Here is a 16231-nt window from a genome sequence, read left to right on the forward strand (position 1 = left end):
GCGATCCGGCGGGTCAGGACCCGGGTCTTGCCGGAGCCGGCGCCGGCCACGACGAGCAGCGGCCCGCCGGGGTGCGACACCGCGGCCTGCTGCGCGTCATTGAGCCCCTCGAGCAGGGTCTCGGAGCGGGGACGACGCCTCTCACGGGCAGCGGAATCGTCCATCGAGGGCACAGGGAACGGCAAGGTCATCGTGCCGTCCAGCCTAGTTGCCGCGACCGACAGCGACATCATCCGGTCGCCGTCGCCGTAGACTCGCGTCCCATGGACGACGGCGTGCGTATCCGGGTGGCCCGCGAGGGCGACTTCGACGCGCTGACCGACCTGTGGGAACGGTCCGCCCGGTCGAGCCACGCCTTCATGGGCGATGCGGAGTTCGCCGAGCAACGGCCTCGCATCCGCGACCTGCTGCTGCCGTCGATGGAGGTCTGGGTCGCCGAGCTCGAGGACGAGCCGCTGGGCTTCGTCGGGGCACGTGACGGCGGCGTCGAGCTGTTGTACGTCTCCCCCACCGCCCAGGGCCGCGGGCTGGGCAGGACCCTGCTGACGTACGTCTCGGGGGGCGCCGGTCCCAGCTCGGTCGAGGTGTTCGCCGACAACGCGACGGGGGTCGGCTTCTACCGCGCCCAGGGATTCGTCGAGACCCACCGTTACACGACCACGATCGGCGGTCACTCGTTCGACATCGTGCGACTCGGGCGCGACGCCGCATGAGGATCACGATCGAGCCGACCGGCGGCGACGCCCCGTTCGAGCAGCTGCGCCGGCAGGTCGCCGAGCAGGCCGCCGACGGGACGCTCCCGCCGGGCCACAAGCTGCCGACCGTACGCGCCCTGGCGGCGGACCTCGGCCTCGCGGCCAACACCGTCGCGAAGGCCTATCGCGCGCTCGAGGCCGATCGCGTGGTCGAGACCCACGGCCGGGCCGGCACGTTCATCGCGAGCCGCCGGCTGCACGACCCCGCGACCGACACCGCGGCCCGCGACTACGTCCTGCTGGCCCGCCGCCAGGGGCTGTCCCGGGACGAGGCGATCCGCCTCGTCGAGCGGTTCTGGACCTGACGAGCCGACGGTCACGACGCGGCGGGTAGCGTGGGCGTGTGCCCTTCCACCTCGTCCTCGCGCTGCTGTTCATCGTCGGGCTGGGCCTGATGGCCCTCACGCTCAGCGGCTACGGCAGCACCGACCGCTCCCACGAGCCGCCGCCGCGCCTCCCGGGACACGACGTCCAGGACAAGCTCGCCCGCCGCGACAAGGGCGAGGGCTCCTGACCTTCGGGCCTACTCCGCGCTGGGGTTGGGCTTGCGCCAGCTGCGCTCGAACGGCAGCCGCCAGGCCCGCGGTGCGATGAGCTGGTGGATCGCGTTGGGCCCCCACGTCCCGGCCTGGTACGGCCGCACGGGCGGGATGTCGTTGAGCAGGGGCTCGGAGATCTCCCACAGCCGCTCGATGCCCTCGGCGGTCGTGAACAGCGTCCGCTCGCCCCGCATCGCGTCATAGATCAGCCGCTCGTACGCCTCGAGGACCTCGCCGGCCCGCTCGGTCTCCTGCATCGCGAACTGCATGCTGAGCTTGTCCAGCCGCATCCCCGGCCCGGGCCGCTTGCCGTAGAACGACAGCGACATCTTGGAGGAGTCCGCGAGGTCGAACGTCAGGTGGTCGGGGCCGGCCAGGCCGACGCCCGAGCCGGTCGGGAACATGCTCTTGGGCGGCTCGCGGAACGCGATCGAGATGATCCGCGCACCCTCCGCCAGCTTCTTGCCGGTCCGGAGGTAGAACGGGACCCCGGCCCACCGCCAGTTGTCGATCTCGGCCTTGAGCGCGACGAACGTGTCGGTGTCGCTGTCCGGCGCGATGCCCTCCTCGTCGCGGTAGCCCTGGTACTGGCCGCGGACGACCGAGAGCGGGTCGAGCGGACGCATCGACCGGAAGACCTTGTTCTTCTCCTCCGAGATCGAGTCGGAGTCGAGTGACGTCGGCGGCTCCATCGCCATGAACGCCAGCACCTGGAACAGGTGCGTCACGACCATGTCCTTGAACGCGCCGGTGCCCTCGTAGAAGCCCGCCCGGCCGACCAGGGACAACGTCTCGGGGACGTCGATCTGCACGTGGTCGATGAAGTTGCGGTTCCAGATCGGCTCGAACAGGCCGTTGGCGAAGCGGAACGCCAAGATGTTGAGCGCCGCCTCCTTGCCCAGGAAGTGGTCGATCCGGAAGATCTGGCCCTCGTCGAAGACCTCGTGGATCTCGGCGTTGAGCGCCTTGGCGCTCGCCAGATCGGTGCCGAACGGCTTCTCCATGATGATCCGCGACCGCTCCACGAGGTGGGCGGCGTCGAGCGTGTGGACGACGTCGAGCGCCGCCTTGGGCGGCACGCTCAGGTAGTGCAGGCGACGCGGCTCACCGCCGAGCTCCTCCTCGAGCGCCGCCGCGGCCTTGGCCAGGGCGTCGGGCCCGTCCTTGACGTTGACGTACGACAGCTTGGGGGCGAAGTCGCGCCACTTGTCCTCGTCGACCTCGCGGGTGCTGAACTCGCGGTACGCCTGGCCCGCGAAGTCGCGGAACCCGTCGTCGTCGAAGTCGTCGAGCGAGACGCCGATGATCCGTGAGTCCGGCACGAGCCCCGACTGCAGCAGGTGCATGATCCCGGGCAGGAGCTTGCGCCGGGCGAGATCGCCCGTGGCGCCGAAGAGCACGATCAGATGTGGCTCGTTCACCCCATCAGGCTAGACCCAGAACCGCGAGTGGCGCAGATCAAAGAAGATGGGACGGCGGGTCGTCCAGATCTGCGCCAGTCGGGGACGGGTTTGCGCCACTCGGCACCGCGGTCAGGCGGCCCGGCGGCCCGTGACGTAGCGGTGGGGCGGCAGGCCGTACTCGCGGCCGAACGCGTGCATGAGCTGCGTCGAATGGGCGCCGAACTCGGCGGCGCGCGCCTCCAGGGCCGGTACGTCCGCCAGCCCATCGTGATTCTCGAGGGCGACGCCGAACGGCTGGGGGGCGCACGCGAAGGCGGTGTCCCGGGAGCTGGCCCTGGCGGTCTACACCAACGACATGTTCATGACCGGGACAACCGGGCCGCGGTCCGCGCCGTGGCGAGGGACGACCTGGACCTGGTCGGGATCGCCGTGCACGGGCCGAGGAACGCCGTCGACCGGACCATGAAGGGCGCCGCCCTCCACCACTGACCGCGAGTGGCGCACACCCGTCCGCGAGTGGCGCAGATCTGCACGACCCGCCGTCTCATTTTCTTCATTCTGCGCCACTCGCGGATCTGGGTGCGGCGGTCGCGGATCTAGATCAGGCGGCGGTCGTTCGCCCAGCGGGTGAGCTCGTGGCGGCTGGAGAGCTGGAGCTTGCGCAGGACGCTGGAGACGTGGGTCTCGACGGTCTTGACCGAGATGAACAGCTCCTTGGCGACCTCCTTGTAGGCGTAGCCGCGCGCGATCAGCCGCATGACCTCCCGCTCCCGCTCGGTCAGCCGGTCGAGGTCCTCGTCGACCTGGGCGATCTCGATCGTCCCCGCGAACGCGTCCAGGACGAAGCCGGCCAGCCGCGGGGAGAACACCGCGTCCCCCGCCGCGACCCGGGCGATCGCGTCGAGCAGCTCGGTGCCGGAGATGTTCTTGGTGACGTAGCCCCGCGCTCCGGCCCGGATGATCCCGATGACGTCCTCGGCGGCGTCACTGACCGACAGCGCCAGGAACTTCACCTCGGGGTGCCGCTGGTGCAGCCGGCGGATCACCTCGAGCCCCCCACCGCCGGGCATGTGGACGTCGAGCAGCACGACGTCGGGCAACGTCTCGGTGAGCACCTTGACGGCGCTGTCGACGTCCTCGGCCTCGGCGACGACCTCGACCGGACCGTCGATCTCGGCCCGCACCCCCGTCCGGAACATCGCGTGGTCGTCGATGATCGCGACCCGCAGTGTGGTCATGAGCTCTCCTTGGTGTCGAGTCCCTGGGTGACGGTCTTGGACTCGTCGACGACGGTCTCGTCGGCCGCGGAGTCGGCGTCGCGCAGCGGGATGCTCAGCGCGACCTCGGTCCCCTCGCCGGGCGCGCTGCGGACCGACGCGGTGCCGCCGTGCCGCTCGACCCGGTCGACGATCGAGCCTCGCACACCCATCCGGTCCTCCGCGATCGTGGCGGGGTCGAATCCGACGCCCCGGTCGCGCACGAACACCTGGGCGGTACGCCCGTCGGTCTCGGCGTAGACGTCGACCCGGTCGACGTGCGCGTGCTTGGCGGCGTTGACGATCGCCTCCCGGGCGGCCCGGGCCAGCGCCGTGACGTCGGGGTCGAGCGGGGCGTCACCGACCGCGATGACCTCGACCGGGACCCGGTGGGTGTCCTCGATGTCCGCGGCAGCCGCCCGCAGCGCCGCCACGAGCGAGTCGCCGGGCTGCTGGTCGGTGCCGTACAGCCAGGCCCGCAGCTCCCGCTCCTGCCGGCGGGCGAGGGTCGCGACGGCGGCGGCGTCACCCGCGTTCTTCTGCAGCAGGGCCAGGGTCTGCAGGACCGAGTCGTGCAGGTGCGCGGCGACGTCGGCGCGTTCCTGCGAACGTACGCGCTCCCGCCGCTCCTCCGACAGGTCGCCCAGCAGCCGGGTGACCCACGGGCCGAGGATCAGCAGCACCCCCAGCAGCGCGATGACCAGCGCCGAGGCGAGGTCGAGCGCCGCGCCCCAACCGCCCTCCTGGGTCAGGAAGAACAGGGCCGCGAGCGCGACCAGCACGACGCCGACACCGATCCGGGAGGCGAACGCCCAACCCCGGGTCTGGCGCATCCACCGGCCCCATGCGACGTCGTCGTACTGGCGCCAGATGACCGCGAGCCCCACGACCCCGACCAGCAGCGGCGCGAACAGGTTGCCGCCGATGCCCCGGCCGGTCGACTGGATCAGCAACAGGACCCCGACGCCGACCGCGCCGAGGGCGATCGTCTGGGCGATCTCGGTGGTGCCGGTACGACTGCCGGTGCGCAGCCCACGCCGCGTGGCCGACTCCAGGCCCGGCGCCAGGTCGGGTCGGCTCAGCGGCAGGAAGCGCCACAGCAACAGGTAGGCGATGACGCCGATGCCCTGCAGCCACGTCGCGACGATGAACGCCAGCCGGACGTAGAGGACCGGCACGCCGAGGTGGTCGGCCACCCCGCTCGCCACTCCCCCGACGAGGCGGCGGTCGGCCGGTCGGTAGGCACGGCGATACTCGGTCACCCCCTGATCGTCACACGTCGGCTCGCGCGGCCGCCACCGGTGACGCCCCCCGCGCACCCTGAGTCGCCCGGGGTGGGATTCAGGGTCGTACCCGATGTGCCGAGGCGTCGGGCCCGGTCAGGATGGACGCATGAACGACACCCAGCAGTCCCCTCCGACGACGGGACCGGACGACGGCTTCGACCCGCAGCGTCTGCGGACGATCGCCGACATGCGCCGGTCGAGCGACGACCGGATCATCGGCGGCGTGTGCGCCGGCGCGGCGAAGTACCTCAACATCGACCCCGTCATCGTGCGGGTCGTCCTCGCGGTGCTGACCGTCGCCGGCTTCGCCGGGCTGATCCTGTACGCCGCGGCGTGGTTCCTGCTGCCCGCGGAGGGCGAGGACAAGAGCATCGCCGCCGACTGGTTCAAGCTCGACAAGAACGAGGAGCAGGTCCGCGTGGCCGGGCTCGTCATCGCCGCTGCCCTCGCGGCCCTCTCGATCGTCGGCGACAACGGCTGGGCCTGGTGGGGCGGGGCGCCCTGGTGGCTGCTGCCCGTCGGGCTCGTCTACTACGTCTTCGCGGTCCGCCCGCGTCGGCGACGTGAGGCCCGGGAGCGTCAGGCGTACCTCGCGGCCGATCCCGCCGCGGCGACGTCGCCGACCGCCGTGCCACCCGTCACCCCGGCGCGCCGCCGCTCCCCCGCCCTGACGTTCCTGGTCGTGTCGGTCATCGCGATCGCCCTCGCCGCGACCCGCATCTGGTCGGAGTACCACGACGACGTCCCCGGGACGGGCTACATCGCGATCGCGCTCGGCATCGTCGGCCTCGGCCTGCTGGTCAGCACGTTCGTCGGCAACGGCGGACCCCTGATCGCGATCGGCGCCCTCCTCGCGATCGCCCTCGCGATCGGGTCGGTGCTCCCCAGCGGCCGCGTCGGCGCCCAGACACCCACCCCGACCACCGCGGCGGACGTGAAGTCCCACTACACCCACGGCGTCGGCCTGCTCGAGCTCGACCTGACCCGGGTCGCGGACCCCGAGTCCCTCGCGGGCCGGACGCTCCACCTCGACGCCGGGGTCGGCCAGACCAGGGTCATCGTGCCCGAGGGGCTCCGGGCCGTCGTGGAGGCGGACCTGCGGGCCGGCGAGATCTCGCTGTTCGGCCGCACGGACGACGGCACCGACGTGTCGATGCGCGAGGGCGCAGGACCCGCCGGCTCCGCCGTGACGATCGACATCGAGCAGAGGCTCGGCAACGTGGAGGTGATCAGCCGATGAGCAGGCACCCGTTCCGCTGGGAGGGCTTGGCCTTCGGCCTGTTCTTCCTGGCCGTCGTGGGCAACTGGGCGGTGTGGGACCAGGACATCCTGACCCCCCGCGAGCTCAGCCTGACGGCCTCCGGCGCCCTGATCGTCCTCGGGCTGCTCGGCGTCGGGGCCACCCTCCGGCACGCGCGACCCGCGCCCCCCAGCCGTACCGACCCCACTCCCACCGAAGGAGCCGACGATGACCAAGCAGCTGACCCGCAGCCGTGACGACAAGTGGCTGGGAGGCGTGTGCGGCGGCCTGGCCGACTACACCGGGATCGACGCCACGCTGATCCGGATCGTGACCGCGGTCTGCATCCTGCTGGGTGCCGGGACCCTGGTCGTCGCGTACGTCGTCGCGTGGGTGCTGATGCCGCTGGCACCGCCCCGGCCGGCCCCGCCTATTGGCTCTCCAACCACTTCGCCCGGGACGCCACCGCCGTCTGCGTGAAGTCGGAGAAGACGCCGTCGACCCCGGCGTTGAAGAACGCGAGGTACTCGCCGACGGCGTCGCCGCGCGCGGCCTTGTCCCGGCCGAGCCGCAGATTGGTCGGCAGGAAGTTGTTCTCGCTGCGCATCGTCCAGACGTGCACCACGAGACCCAGCCGGTGGGCCCGGCGGACGAGCTTGGTCTCCCCCGCGAGCCGGCCCATGACGTCACGCCGGATGACCTGGCTCTTGTTGGGGCCGATGCCGTTGGCGTAGGCGGCGACCTTCTCCAGCTCGGCCGGCTTGCGCATGTGGCGGTACGTCCGCGGGTCGCCGGCGAGCACCAGGTCGTACGGCGCGCCCTGCCGGTCCATCAGCTGGACCAGGTCGAGCGGCGTCCGCTCGCGCAAGCCCCGCAGGTTGGCCGTCTCCATCGACTGGATGATGATCTTCGCGCCCCGGTGGTTGACCCCGCGCCGCTCCAGCGCGGCGATCAGCAGGTCGTCGAGGTCCAGCCCGATCCCGTGGAAGTAGGTCGGGTGCTTGGTCTCGACGTAGACCCCGATCGGCTCGTCCCGGCCCACGCTCGCCTCCGCCGCGATGTCGAGCACCTCGTCGAACGTCAGGATCTGCTCGGTGCGGGCGAGCCGGATGTTCTGCGGCCGCAGCTGCGGCAGGCGCTCCCGGACCCGGAGGGTCTTGATCTCCTCGAGCGTGAAGTCCTCCGTGAACCAACCCGTGTGCGCGACACCGTCCACGAACTTGCTGACCTTGCGGTCCGCGAACTCCGGGTGCGCCGCGACATCGGTCGTGCCACCGATGTCGTTCTCGTGGCGGACCACGAGGACGCCGTCCTTGGTGCTGACGACATCGGGCTCGATGTAGTCGCACCCCTGCTCGATCGCGAGGAGGTACGACGGTCGGGTGTGCTCCAGCCGCTCACCGGGGACTCCGCGGTGGCCGATGACGATGGGTGTCGGGGACACCCATCAATCAAACCGCACTCGGGCGCTCGCGTGTCGGACCGTGGACGAGACGCACCGCACCATCTCGACGGGGGTCGGCCGCGGCGACCATGTGCCCGTCGTGCCGGCGCAGCGTCGCGCCCACCCCGCCGTAGAACATCGTCAGGTCGGTCTCGGTCTTGATGACCTCGTCGGGTCGGCCGGCCCGGTGCACGTGGACGCGGGGATGGTTGATCGCGTCCTGCAGGCCCAGGCCGCCACTGACGAACCCCGCGAGCGCCTGGACGATCGCGGTCGCGATGCGGTCGGCGCCGGGCGAGCCGATCGCGAGGGCCGAGCCGTCGCTGTGGTGGCCGACGGTCGGCGCCATGTTGGACAGCAGCCGCGTGCCCGGCGGCAGGCCGTGCAGGCCGGTCGGGTTGAGCTCCTGCTCCCCGAGGCAGTTGTTGAGCCAGATCCCGGTGCCCTTCGCGATCATCCCCGAGCAGTAGCCCGACGAGACCGTCACGGCGCACGCGCCGCCGTCGCTGTCGGTCGCGGACACGTGTGCGGTCGAGCCGGACTCGAGCACCGCGAGGTGGTCCCGGTCGACCAGGTCGAGGAATGCCGCCGCGTCCCGCTCGAGGTCGTCGGTGTGGTCCAGCACCCTCAGGCGGTGCCCCAGCACGGCACGCTGCACGCGGACCAGGTGCTCGATGTCGGCGTCGTCCCACTGTCCGTACGGGCGGCCGTCCAGCAGCCGCAGCATCGCGGCGACGCTGACCCCACCGACCGACGGCGGCGGGTTGGTGCCGAGCGTCCAGTCGCCCACCGTCGTCACCAGCGACGGTCGGACCACTGGGCGGTAGCCCGCCAGGTCGTCCGGCCCCAGGATGCCGCCGCGGGCCAGGACGTCCGCGCTGATGAGCCGGGCCAGGTCGCCCGTGTGGAGGGCCGCCGCCCCCTCGTCGGCGATCAGCTCGAGCGCCCCCGCCAGGTCCGGCACGTGCACCAGCCCGGTCTCGAGCCCGCCGTCGCCGCCGTGGACCGCGGCCCGGCTCTCGTCGTCCCAGCCGAAGATCTCGTCGTGGACGTGCCCGAGGTAGAACCGCGAGGCCGAGCTGAGCCGGAACCCACGCCGCGCGACGTCGATCGACGGCGCCACGAGCTCACGCCACGGCAGACGCCCCCACCGGCGGTGCGCCTCCTGGAAGGCCGCCACCGAGCCGTGCGTCGCGACCGAGCCGGGACCGATCGTGATGGTGATCCCGCCGCCGTACTCCGTCTCGACGTCCCACGTGCCACCACCGACGGGACGCCCGCTGCCGGGCATGTCCATCCAGCCGTCGACGGTCTGCGGCGGGCTGCCGTCGGGCGGCTGCACCGTGATGAAGCCGCCCGAGCTGAGCGACACGAGCCCGACCTCGTTGACCATCGTGACGAGGGTCGCGGCCAGCGCGGCGTCGATCGCGTTGCCCCCGGCGCGGGCGATCTGCTCGCCGGCGTCGGCGGACGCCTCGTTGGGTGCTGCGATCGCGACGTCGGACATGTTCGCAGGCTATCCGGCTGAGGGTCTCCGGGCTCACCGATAGACTGGTCCACGGTGTGCCGGGAAGTCTGGTCGGCGTTCAGTCCGCCGACCCCAGGAGCCGTCCGTGCCCAGCCAGCGCAATACCTTCCTCTCCCGGGGCTCGTGGCCCGAGGCCTCCCGCATCGCGGACATCCTCCGCCGGGAGACGATCGGCGGCGCGCTGCTCATCGTCGCGGCGGTGGCCGCCCTGGCGGCCGCCAATGTCGGCGACACGTACGCCGACGTGCGCGACACCGTCGTCGGACCCTCCGCGCTGCACCTCGACCTCACCGTCGGGGCCTGGGCCGCCGACGGGCTGCTTGCGATCTTCTTCTTCGTGGCCGGGCTCGAGCTCAAGCGCGAATTCGTCGCCGGCGACCTGCGTGATCCCCGGAGGGCGGCGATCCCGATCGTGGCGGCGGTCGGCGGCATGGCCGTGCCGGCGCTCATCTTCACCCTCGTCAACCTGGGTGGGGCCGTGCGCGGGTGGGCGATCCCGACGGCGACCGACATCGCCTTCGCCCTGGCCGTGCTGGCCGTCATCAGCACCCACCTCCCGACGGCGCTCAGGACGTTCCTGCTGACTCTCGCGATCGTCGACGACCTGCTCGCGATCACGATCATCGCGGTGTTCTACACCAGCGACCTCGAGGTCCTGTGGCTGCTGGCGGCGGCGGTCCCGCTCGCCGCGTTCACGGTCCTCGTGCAGCGGCGGGTCCGGACCGGGTGGCTGCTGCTCCCGCTGGCTCTCATGGTGTGGGGCCTGGTGCATGCCTCGGGCGTCCACGCCACCGTGGCGGGGGTGCTGATGGGGTTCGCGGTGCCGGTCCTGCGCCGGGACGACCGCGACGGCCCGGGCCTGGCCGAGCACCTCGAGCACGTGTTCCGGCCGCTGTCGGCGGCGGTCGCGGTCCCGGTGTTCGCGTTCTTCTCGGCGGGCGTCGCGATCGGCGGGCGCGACGGCTTGACCTCCGCGATGAGCGATCCGATCACGATCGGCATCGTGCTGGGCCTGTTCGCCGGCAAGACCGTCGGGGTGCTGGGGGCGACCTGGCTCGCCGCCCGCTTCACCAGGGCCGACCTCGACGACAGCCTGGCCTGGATCGACGTCATCGGGCTGGCGATGCTCGCCGGGGTGGGCTTCACGGTCTCGCTGCTGATCGGCGAGCTGGCCTACGGCCCGGGCAGCCAGGCCGACGAGCACGCCAAGATCGGCGTGCTGGTGGGGTCGCTGGTCTCGGCCGCCGCGGCGGCGGTCGTCCTGAGGTCGCGCAACCGGCACTACCGGCTGGTCGAGCTCGAGGAGCGACGTGACAACGACGGGGACGGCATCCCCGACGCCTTCCAGGAGTGATGCAGGTCACAAAGAACTAGGCCACCTAGTCCTTTGTGACCATGCACACCCTGTGGGTATCCCTGTGAATGGCCGGGATCGTCAGCCGAGGACCTCGCCGACCTGGATCTCGCCGTGCTTGTCCTGGATCGCCGCGGCGAGCACGTCCTGATCGGCCTGCGGCACCTCGATACCGGCCTCGTCGAAGCCCTTCGCCAGCTCGTCGGCCACGGTTCCCTCGGTAGCGCCGTCCTGCCAGGAGCTGACCCGGTCGACGACGGCCTGGATCGCTTCGTGCTGTGCTGTCTTCTCTTCGTCAGTCATGGCCACGACGTACCCGCTCAGGGCGCGCTCAAGCGTCCGGGAGCCGCCAGCCCCGCGGGCCCGGCAGCCGGAGCGCCTCGTCGGGGCCCCAGGACCCCTGGGCGTACGGCAGCGGGTCGGGGGGCGACTCGAGGACCGGCTCGCACAGCTGCCACAGGCGGTCGACCTCGTCGGACCGGGTGAACAGGGTCTGGTCGCCGCGCATGACGTCGAGGAGCAGGCGTTCGTACGCCTCGAGCGGCTCGTCGTCCAGGCCCTCGGCGGCGACGTCGAGGCTCAGCGTCGCGGTCGTCAGCGCCATCTCCGGCCCGGGACGCTTGGCGTGCAGGTCGACGCTGACCCGGGGCGAGTCGGTGAGCTCGAGCACGAGCTCGTTGGGTCCGTAGCCGTTGTCGCCGAACCGTCCCATGGGCGGCGTCCGGAACGTCAGGGTGATCGTGCGGCTGCCCTCCCCCAGCGCCTTGCCGGTGAGCAGGTATAACGGCACGCACTGCCACCGCTCGGTGTCGACGTACGCCTCGAGCGCCACGAACGTCTCCACCCGGGAGTCATCGGCGACATCGTCCTCGTCGCGGTAGCCGTCGTACTGCCCGAGCACGACCCGCCGGGGGTCGAACGGCTTCATCGCGGCGAAGACCTTGGCCTTCTCGTTGCGCAGCGACGTGGCGTCGAGGTGGACCGGGGGCTCCATCGCGACGAAGCCGAGGACCTGGCACAGGTGCGTCGAGATCATGTCGCGCAGGCAGCCGGTCGCCTCGTAGAAGCTGCCCCGCCCCTCGACGGTCAGCTCCTCGGGGACGTCGATCTGCACCGAGCAGATGTGGTCGCGGTTCCACGCCGGCTCGATCAGGCCGTTGGCGAAGCGGAGCGCCAGGATGTTCTGCACGGCCTCCTTGCCCAGGAAGTGGTCGATGCGGAAGATCTGGTCCTCCGACACGACCTCCTTGAGGGTCGCGTCGAGCTCACGGGCCGACGCCAGGTCGGTGCCGAACGGCTTCTCGGTGACCAGGCGCGCGCCCTCGGTCAGGCCCTCCCGGCCGAGCATCTGGATCATGGGCCGCATCGCCGCCGGTGGCACCGACAGGTAGATCAGCGTGCGGACGTCCTCGCCCAGGCCCGAGCGGGCCTTCTCGACGGCGGCGGCGAGCGCCGAGCCGTCGTCGGCGTCGGAGGCCTGGAACGTGACACGTCCCAGCACGTCGTCAAGAACGGTGGTGTCCACGTCGTCGATCGAGGCGGTCAGCGCGTCGCGGAGCGAGTCGCGGAACTCCTCGTCGGTGCCGGGCGAGTGTCGGCCCGAGCCGATGACGGCGTAGTCGTCGGGCAGCCGCCCGGCCGCGGCGAGGCGGTAGAGGCCGGGGAAGAGCTTGCGGCTCGCCAGGTCCCCCGTCGCGCCGAACAGCACGAACACGTGCGGGGGCAGGAGGTCGGTCTCGGCGGTCACGGTCAGCCGACCTCGGCCAGCACCCGCAGCACGAACGCCGCGACCGCCTTCGGGGACTCCAGCGCGCTCAGGTGCCCCGTGCGGTCGAGGACCTCGAGGATCGTCGGCGCGGATCCGCGAAGGTCCAGCATCTCCTGCCCGCGCGACGGCGGGGTCGCGTCGTCCTCGGCGCCGAACAGCAGGCCGACCGGGCCGGGGAACGCCGCCAGCGCCGCGGTCGTGTCCGAGCGGTCGGCGATGGCCCGCGCCATCCACGTGACGCCGGCCGGGTCCGCCTCGGCGATCGTCTGCCGCAGCATCGACACCAGGCCGGGCTGCTCGCGGTGCGCCGTCACACCGAGCCCCTGCGCCGCGCTGTTCGCCACGGGATCGGTGGAGTGGAGACGCTCGATCTCGTCGGCCACGACGCGTCGCGCGTCCGGGACGTCGGGGGTGATGCGGCGCGGCGTCGTGCCGGCCAGGACGAGGGCTTCCAGGCGGTGCGGGGCGGCCGCGGCGATCTCGAGCGCGACGTAGCCACCGGTCGACGTGCCCGCCACGATCGAGCGCTCGATCCCGAGGTCGGTGATGGCGTCGAGCACACCCTCGGCGACCGCCGCCATCGACGGGTCCTCGTCGGGCACGGGACTGCCACCCAGTCCGGGGAGGTCGATCGTCACGACCCGGGCGTCGTCGACGAGCAACGGGACCAGACGGTCGTACATCCCGGAGTCGAGCGGAAAGGCATGCAGCAGGACCAGGGTGTGGCCCTCGCCGCCGTGGTCGATCACGTTGAGCTTCATGGGACGGTCCTCACTGGGTCGTCGTCAGCCCGGCAGGTCGAACGGGCGCGCGGTGGTGCGCGGGAGGCCGTTCGTCGGGAGTACCACCTGACATACCCTTCCAGCCTCGCCCGACACACCGGAGCGGCGGGCGGTCGTGGTCGTCCCCGAACGGGCTACTCCCACTCGATGGTTCCCGGCGGCTTGCTCGTGATGTCGAGCACGACGCGGTTGACCTCGTCGACCTCGTTGGTGATGCGCGTCGAGATGCGCTCGAGCACGTCGTACGGGAGGCGGCTCCAGTCGGCCGTCATGGCGTCCTCGCTCGAGACGGGGCGCAGGACGATGGGGTGGCCGTACGTCCGACCGTCGCCCTGCACGCCGACCGAGCGGACGTCGGCCAGCAGGACCACCGGGAACTGCCAGATCTCGCCGTCGAGGCCCGCGGCCGTCGTCTCCTCGCGCACGATGGCGTCGGCCAGCCGCAGGATCCGCAGCCGGTCGGCGTCGACCGCCCCGACGATGCGGATCGCGAGGCCGGGGCCGGGGAACGGGTGGCGCCCGACGATCGCCTCGGGGATGCCGAGCTGGCGGCCCACGTCGCGGACCTCGTCCTTGAACAGGGTGCGCAGCGGCTCGATGAGGCTGAACTCGAGGTCCTCGGGCAGCCCGCCGACGTTGTGGTGGCTCTTGATGTTGGACGCGCCGGTCCCGCCGCCGGACTCCACGACATCGGGGTAGAGCGTGCCCTGCACGAGGAACTTGACCGGCGGGCCGGGGGTCGCGAGGACCTCCCGCTCGGCCGCCTCGAAGACCCTGATGAACTCCCGGCCGATGATCTTGCGCTTCTCCTCGGGGTCCGAGACCCCGGCGAGGAAGCCCAGGAACTGGTCCTTGGCGTCGACGACCTTGAGATCGACGCCGGTCGCCATGACGTAGTCCTTCTCCACCTGCTCGGCCTCGCCCTCGCGGAGCAGCCCGTGGTCGACGAACACCGCGGTCAGCTGGTCGCCGATCGCGCGCTGGACGAGGGCCGTCGACACCGCCGAGTCGACTCCGCCGGACAGTGCCGAGATGACCCGGGCGTCGCCGACCTGGTCGCGGATGAGCTCGATCTGCTCCTCGACGATGTTGCTGCTGGTCCACGTCTGGCGGCAGCCCGCGATCTCGACGAGGAACTGCTCGAGGACGCGCTGGCCGTGCTCGCTGTGCAGGACCTCGGGGTGCCACTGGACGCCGGCCAGCCGCCGGTCGGTGTTCTCGAACGCCGCGACGGTCGCGCGCGGGGAGTTGGCGTTGACCAGGAAGCCCTCGGGAGCCGTGACGACCTCGTCGCCGTGCGACATCCACGACGTCAGGGTGCCGGGCAGGCCGGACAGGAGGGTGCCGGGCTCGATGACGCTGACGGTCGTGCGACCGTACTCTCGCTGACCCGTGTGGGCGACGTTGCCGCCGAGGGCCTGCGCCATCGCCATGAAGCCGTAGCAGATGCCGAAGACCGGGGTCGAGGCCTCGAACAGCGCCGCGTCGAGCTGGGGCGCGCCGGGCTCGTAGACCGAGGATGGGCCGCCCGAGAGGATGATCGCGGCGGGCTTGCGGGCCAGCATCTCCGCCACCGGCATGGTGTGCGGGACGATCTCGGAGTAGACGCGGGCCTCACGGACCCGACGGGCGATCAGCTGGGCGTACTGCGCACCGAAGTCGACGACAAGGACAAGATCATGGTCGGGGGTCACGGGAACGAGTCTATCGGTCCGAAATTGTTGCGAGAAACGTCGTAACCCCGCGCCCGCCCGGTCGTTTGAGTTGGTGGATCTGACAACACTCCCTCCCGTTGGATCATGTGCTGCTCCTCGTGGCACAACAGAACCCGGCCCGTGATCTCCCTCCCGGCCGGGTTCTGTGCATGTTGCAGGGCGTCGCCCTGCCCGCGACTCCGTCGCACCGGGCTTCGCCCGGAACATCAGTCTCGCTCCGCTCGACCCGTGGGCACCACCGGTGGCGTCAGGTGATGGTGATGATGGGGAGGCGCAGGGCGGCGGGGGCGTCGGCCGGGACGACGGGGTGGCCGGGTGCCACTGGCTCGATCCGGCGGTATGCCTCGCCGACCTTCGGGCGCGGGTCGGCCTCGCCCTTGTTGGGCCAGTACGCGATCGCCCGCTCCGCCTGGGCCGTGATCGTCAAGGACGGGTTGACGCCGAGGTTGGCGCTGATCGCCGAGCCGTCGATGACGTGCAGGCCCGTGTGCCCGTAGAGCCGCTGATAGGGGTCGATGACCCCCGTCTCGGGGCTGTCGCCGATCGCGCACCCGCCCATGAAGTGCGCCGTGAGCGGGACGTTGAACGGCTCGCCGATCGTGCCGCCCGGCGTGCCCTCCATCGAGGCGGCCATGCGCTGCACGGCCTCGTGGGCGGGCGGGATGAACGCCGGGTTGGGCGCACCGTGGCCCTGCCGGGAGGTCAGCTTGCGGCGACCCGTCAGGCCGCGCTTGGTGTAGGTCGTGATCGAGTTGTCGTGGGTCTGCATGACCAGCGCGATGATGGTGCGCTCGGACCAGTGCCGCAGGTCGTACAGCTTGAAGATGCTGAGCTTGGCCTTCCACATCTCCTTGAGCCACACCCGCCAGCGCGGCGTGCCGGTGCCGCCGTCGGTCAGGACGGTCTGCATCAGCGACATCGCGTTGGAGCCCCGGCCGTAGCGCACCGGCTCGATGTGGGTGTGCTCGTCGGGGTGGAACGACGACGTGATCGCGACGCCCTCGGTGTAGTCGACGTCCCGGCCATCGGCGATCGCGCCGAGGAGCGCCTCGGAGTTGGTACGGGTCAGCAGTCCCAGCCGGTCGGAGACGTGCGGCAGGCTGCCCTGGTCGCGCATGCGGTGCAGCAGCTTCTGGGTGCCCATCGTGCTGGCGGCGAAGA

Annotated in this window: 19 protein-coding genes; 8 read left to right on the top strand and 11 right to left on the bottom strand. The window is 71.5% G+C overall.

Going from position 1 to position 16231, the window contains the following annotated elements; genetic code table 11:
• A partial coding sequence (locus JWQ91_RS09330) for a UvrD-helicase domain-containing protein (RefSeq protein ID WP_366521367.1) occupies nt 1–191 on the bottom strand: 191 nt, incomplete at its 3' end.
• A gap of 72 nt (nt 192–263) precedes the next feature.
• Between JWQ91_RS09330 and JWQ91_RS09335 the strand changes: the two genes are divergently transcribed.
• Genes JWQ91_RS09335 through JWQ91_RS09345 form a run of 3 tightly spaced genes read left to right on the top strand, consistent with a single transcriptional unit; the run spans nt 264 to nt 1269 of the window.
• Entirely contained in the window at nt 264–713 is a 450-nt protein-coding gene (locus tag JWQ91_RS09335; protein WP_297782775.1) for a GNAT family N-acetyltransferase, read from the top strand.
• Nucleotides 710–1060, top strand: a complete 351-nt coding sequence (locus JWQ91_RS09340; RefSeq protein ID WP_297782777.1) for a GntR family transcriptional regulator — start codon at nt 710–712, stop codon at nt 1058–1060. Before JWQ91_RS09335 ends, JWQ91_RS09340 begins: the two co-directional genes overlap by 4 nt.
• Before the next feature lie 38 nt (nt 1061–1098).
• Nucleotides 1099–1269 (top strand): hypothetical protein, encoded by a 171-nt coding sequence (locus tag JWQ91_RS09345; RefSeq protein WP_297782779.1) that lies wholly within the window; start codon nt 1099–1101, stop codon nt 1267–1269.
• 9 nt (nt 1270–1278) lie between these two features.
• On the opposite strand, the gene zwf (JWQ91_RS09350) is transcribed toward JWQ91_RS09345, so the two are convergent.
• Nucleotides 1279–2715, bottom strand: a complete 1437-nt coding sequence (gene zwf / locus JWQ91_RS09350) for a glucose-6-phosphate dehydrogenase (protein WP_297782781.1) — start codon at nt 2713–2715, stop codon at nt 1279–1281.
• Nucleotides 2716–2907: 192 nt separating this feature from the next.
• Between zwf (JWQ91_RS09350) and JWQ91_RS09355 the strand changes: the two genes are divergently transcribed.
• On the top strand, nt 2908–3186 hold the full coding sequence (locus JWQ91_RS09355; protein WP_297782782.1) for a DUF2000 family protein: 279 nt from the start codon (nt 2908–2910) through the stop codon (nt 3184–3186).
• Between the two features lie 107 nt (nt 3187–3293).
• On the opposite strand, the gene JWQ91_RS09360 is transcribed toward JWQ91_RS09355, so the two are convergent.
• Both JWQ91_RS09360 and JWQ91_RS09365 read right to left on the bottom strand, forming a co-directional pair.
• Entirely contained in the window at nt 3294–3935 is a 642-nt protein-coding gene (locus tag JWQ91_RS09360; RefSeq protein ID WP_297782785.1) for a response regulator transcription factor, read from the bottom strand.
• Entirely contained in the window at nt 3932–5215 is a 1284-nt protein-coding gene (locus tag JWQ91_RS09365; RefSeq protein ID WP_297782786.1) for an ATP-binding protein, read from the bottom strand. The genes JWQ91_RS09360 and JWQ91_RS09365 overlap by 4 nt, the downstream gene beginning before the upstream one ends.
• Before the next feature lie 130 nt (nt 5216–5345).
• Here JWQ91_RS09365 and JWQ91_RS09370 point away from each other — a divergent pair, with 130 nt between their 5' ends.
• The 3 genes from JWQ91_RS09370 to JWQ91_RS09380 are packed head-to-tail and all read left to right on the top strand — an operon-like array spanning nt 5346 to nt 6959.
• Entirely contained in the window at nt 5346–6479 is a 1134-nt protein-coding gene (locus JWQ91_RS09370) for a PspC domain-containing protein (protein ID WP_297782788.1), read from the top strand.
• Nucleotides 6476–6736 (top strand): hypothetical protein, encoded by a 261-nt coding sequence (locus JWQ91_RS09375; RefSeq protein ID WP_297782790.1) that lies wholly within the window; start codon nt 6476–6478, stop codon nt 6734–6736. The genes JWQ91_RS09370 and JWQ91_RS09375 overlap by 4 nt, the downstream gene beginning before the upstream one ends.
• Entirely contained in the window at nt 6708–6959 is a 252-nt protein-coding gene (locus tag JWQ91_RS09380; protein ID WP_297782792.1) for a PspC domain-containing protein, read from the top strand. Before JWQ91_RS09375 ends, JWQ91_RS09380 begins: the two co-directional genes overlap by 29 nt.
• On the opposite strand, the gene JWQ91_RS09385 is transcribed toward JWQ91_RS09380, so the two are convergent.
• Complete coding sequence (locus tag JWQ91_RS09385; RefSeq protein WP_297782794.1) at nt 6910–7923, bottom strand: glycerophosphodiester phosphodiesterase; 1014 nt, start codon at nt 7921–7923, stop codon at nt 6910–6912. The genes JWQ91_RS09380 and JWQ91_RS09385 overlap by 50 nt on opposite strands.
• 7 nt (nt 7924–7930) lie before the next feature.
• Nucleotides 7931–9430 carry a gamma-glutamyltransferase gene (locus JWQ91_RS09390; RefSeq protein ID WP_297782796.1) on the bottom strand — a complete coding sequence of 500 codons (1500 nt, stop codon included), beginning with the start codon at nt 9428–9430 and terminating at the stop codon, nt 7931–7933.
• A gap of 106 nt (nt 9431–9536) precedes the next feature.
• On the opposite strand from JWQ91_RS09390, the gene nhaA reads away from it, so the two are divergent.
• Nucleotides 9537–10805, top strand: coding sequence for a Na+/H+ antiporter NhaA (nhaA, locus tag JWQ91_RS09395; RefSeq protein WP_297782798.1), 1269 nt, complete (start codon nt 9537–9539; stop codon nt 10803–10805).
• 81 nt (nt 10806–10886) lie between these two features.
• Here nhaA and JWQ91_RS09400 read toward each other — a convergent pair whose 3' ends face one another.
• From JWQ91_RS09400 to JWQ91_RS09420, 5 genes are all read right to left on the bottom strand, one after another.
• The gene (locus tag JWQ91_RS09400) at nt 10887–11108 is read right to left on the bottom strand and encodes a hypothetical protein (protein WP_297782800.1); all 222 of its coding nucleotides are present in this window, start codon (nt 11106–11108) and stop codon (nt 10887–10889) included.
• Between the two features lie 28 nt (nt 11109–11136).
• Nucleotides 11137–12552, bottom strand: a complete 1416-nt coding sequence (gene zwf, locus JWQ91_RS09405; protein WP_297782802.1) for a glucose-6-phosphate dehydrogenase — start codon at nt 12550–12552, stop codon at nt 11137–11139.
• Between the two features lie 2 nt (nt 12553–12554).
• Nucleotides 12555–13334, bottom strand: a complete 780-nt coding sequence (locus JWQ91_RS09410) for an alpha/beta hydrolase (RefSeq protein WP_297782804.1) — start codon at nt 13332–13334, stop codon at nt 12555–12557.
• A 155-nt stretch (nt 13335–13489) separates the two neighbouring features.
• Nucleotides 13490–15049 carry a glutamine-hydrolyzing GMP synthase gene (gene guaA, locus JWQ91_RS09415; protein ID WP_297782806.1) on the bottom strand — a complete coding sequence of 520 codons (1560 nt, stop codon included), beginning with the start codon at nt 15047–15049 and terminating at the stop codon, nt 13490–13492.
• A 268-nt stretch (nt 15050–15317) separates the two neighbouring features.
• Nucleotides 15318–16231, bottom strand: a 914-nt coding sequence (locus JWQ91_RS09420; RefSeq protein ID WP_297782808.1) for a GMC oxidoreductase, incomplete at its 5' end; no start/stop codon positions are given.

Origin of the sequence: Aeromicrobium sp., from assembly GCF_025965075.1 — a bacterium.
Classification (GTDB): domain Bacteria; phylum Actinomycetota; class Actinomycetes; order Propionibacteriales; family Nocardioidaceae; genus Aeromicrobium.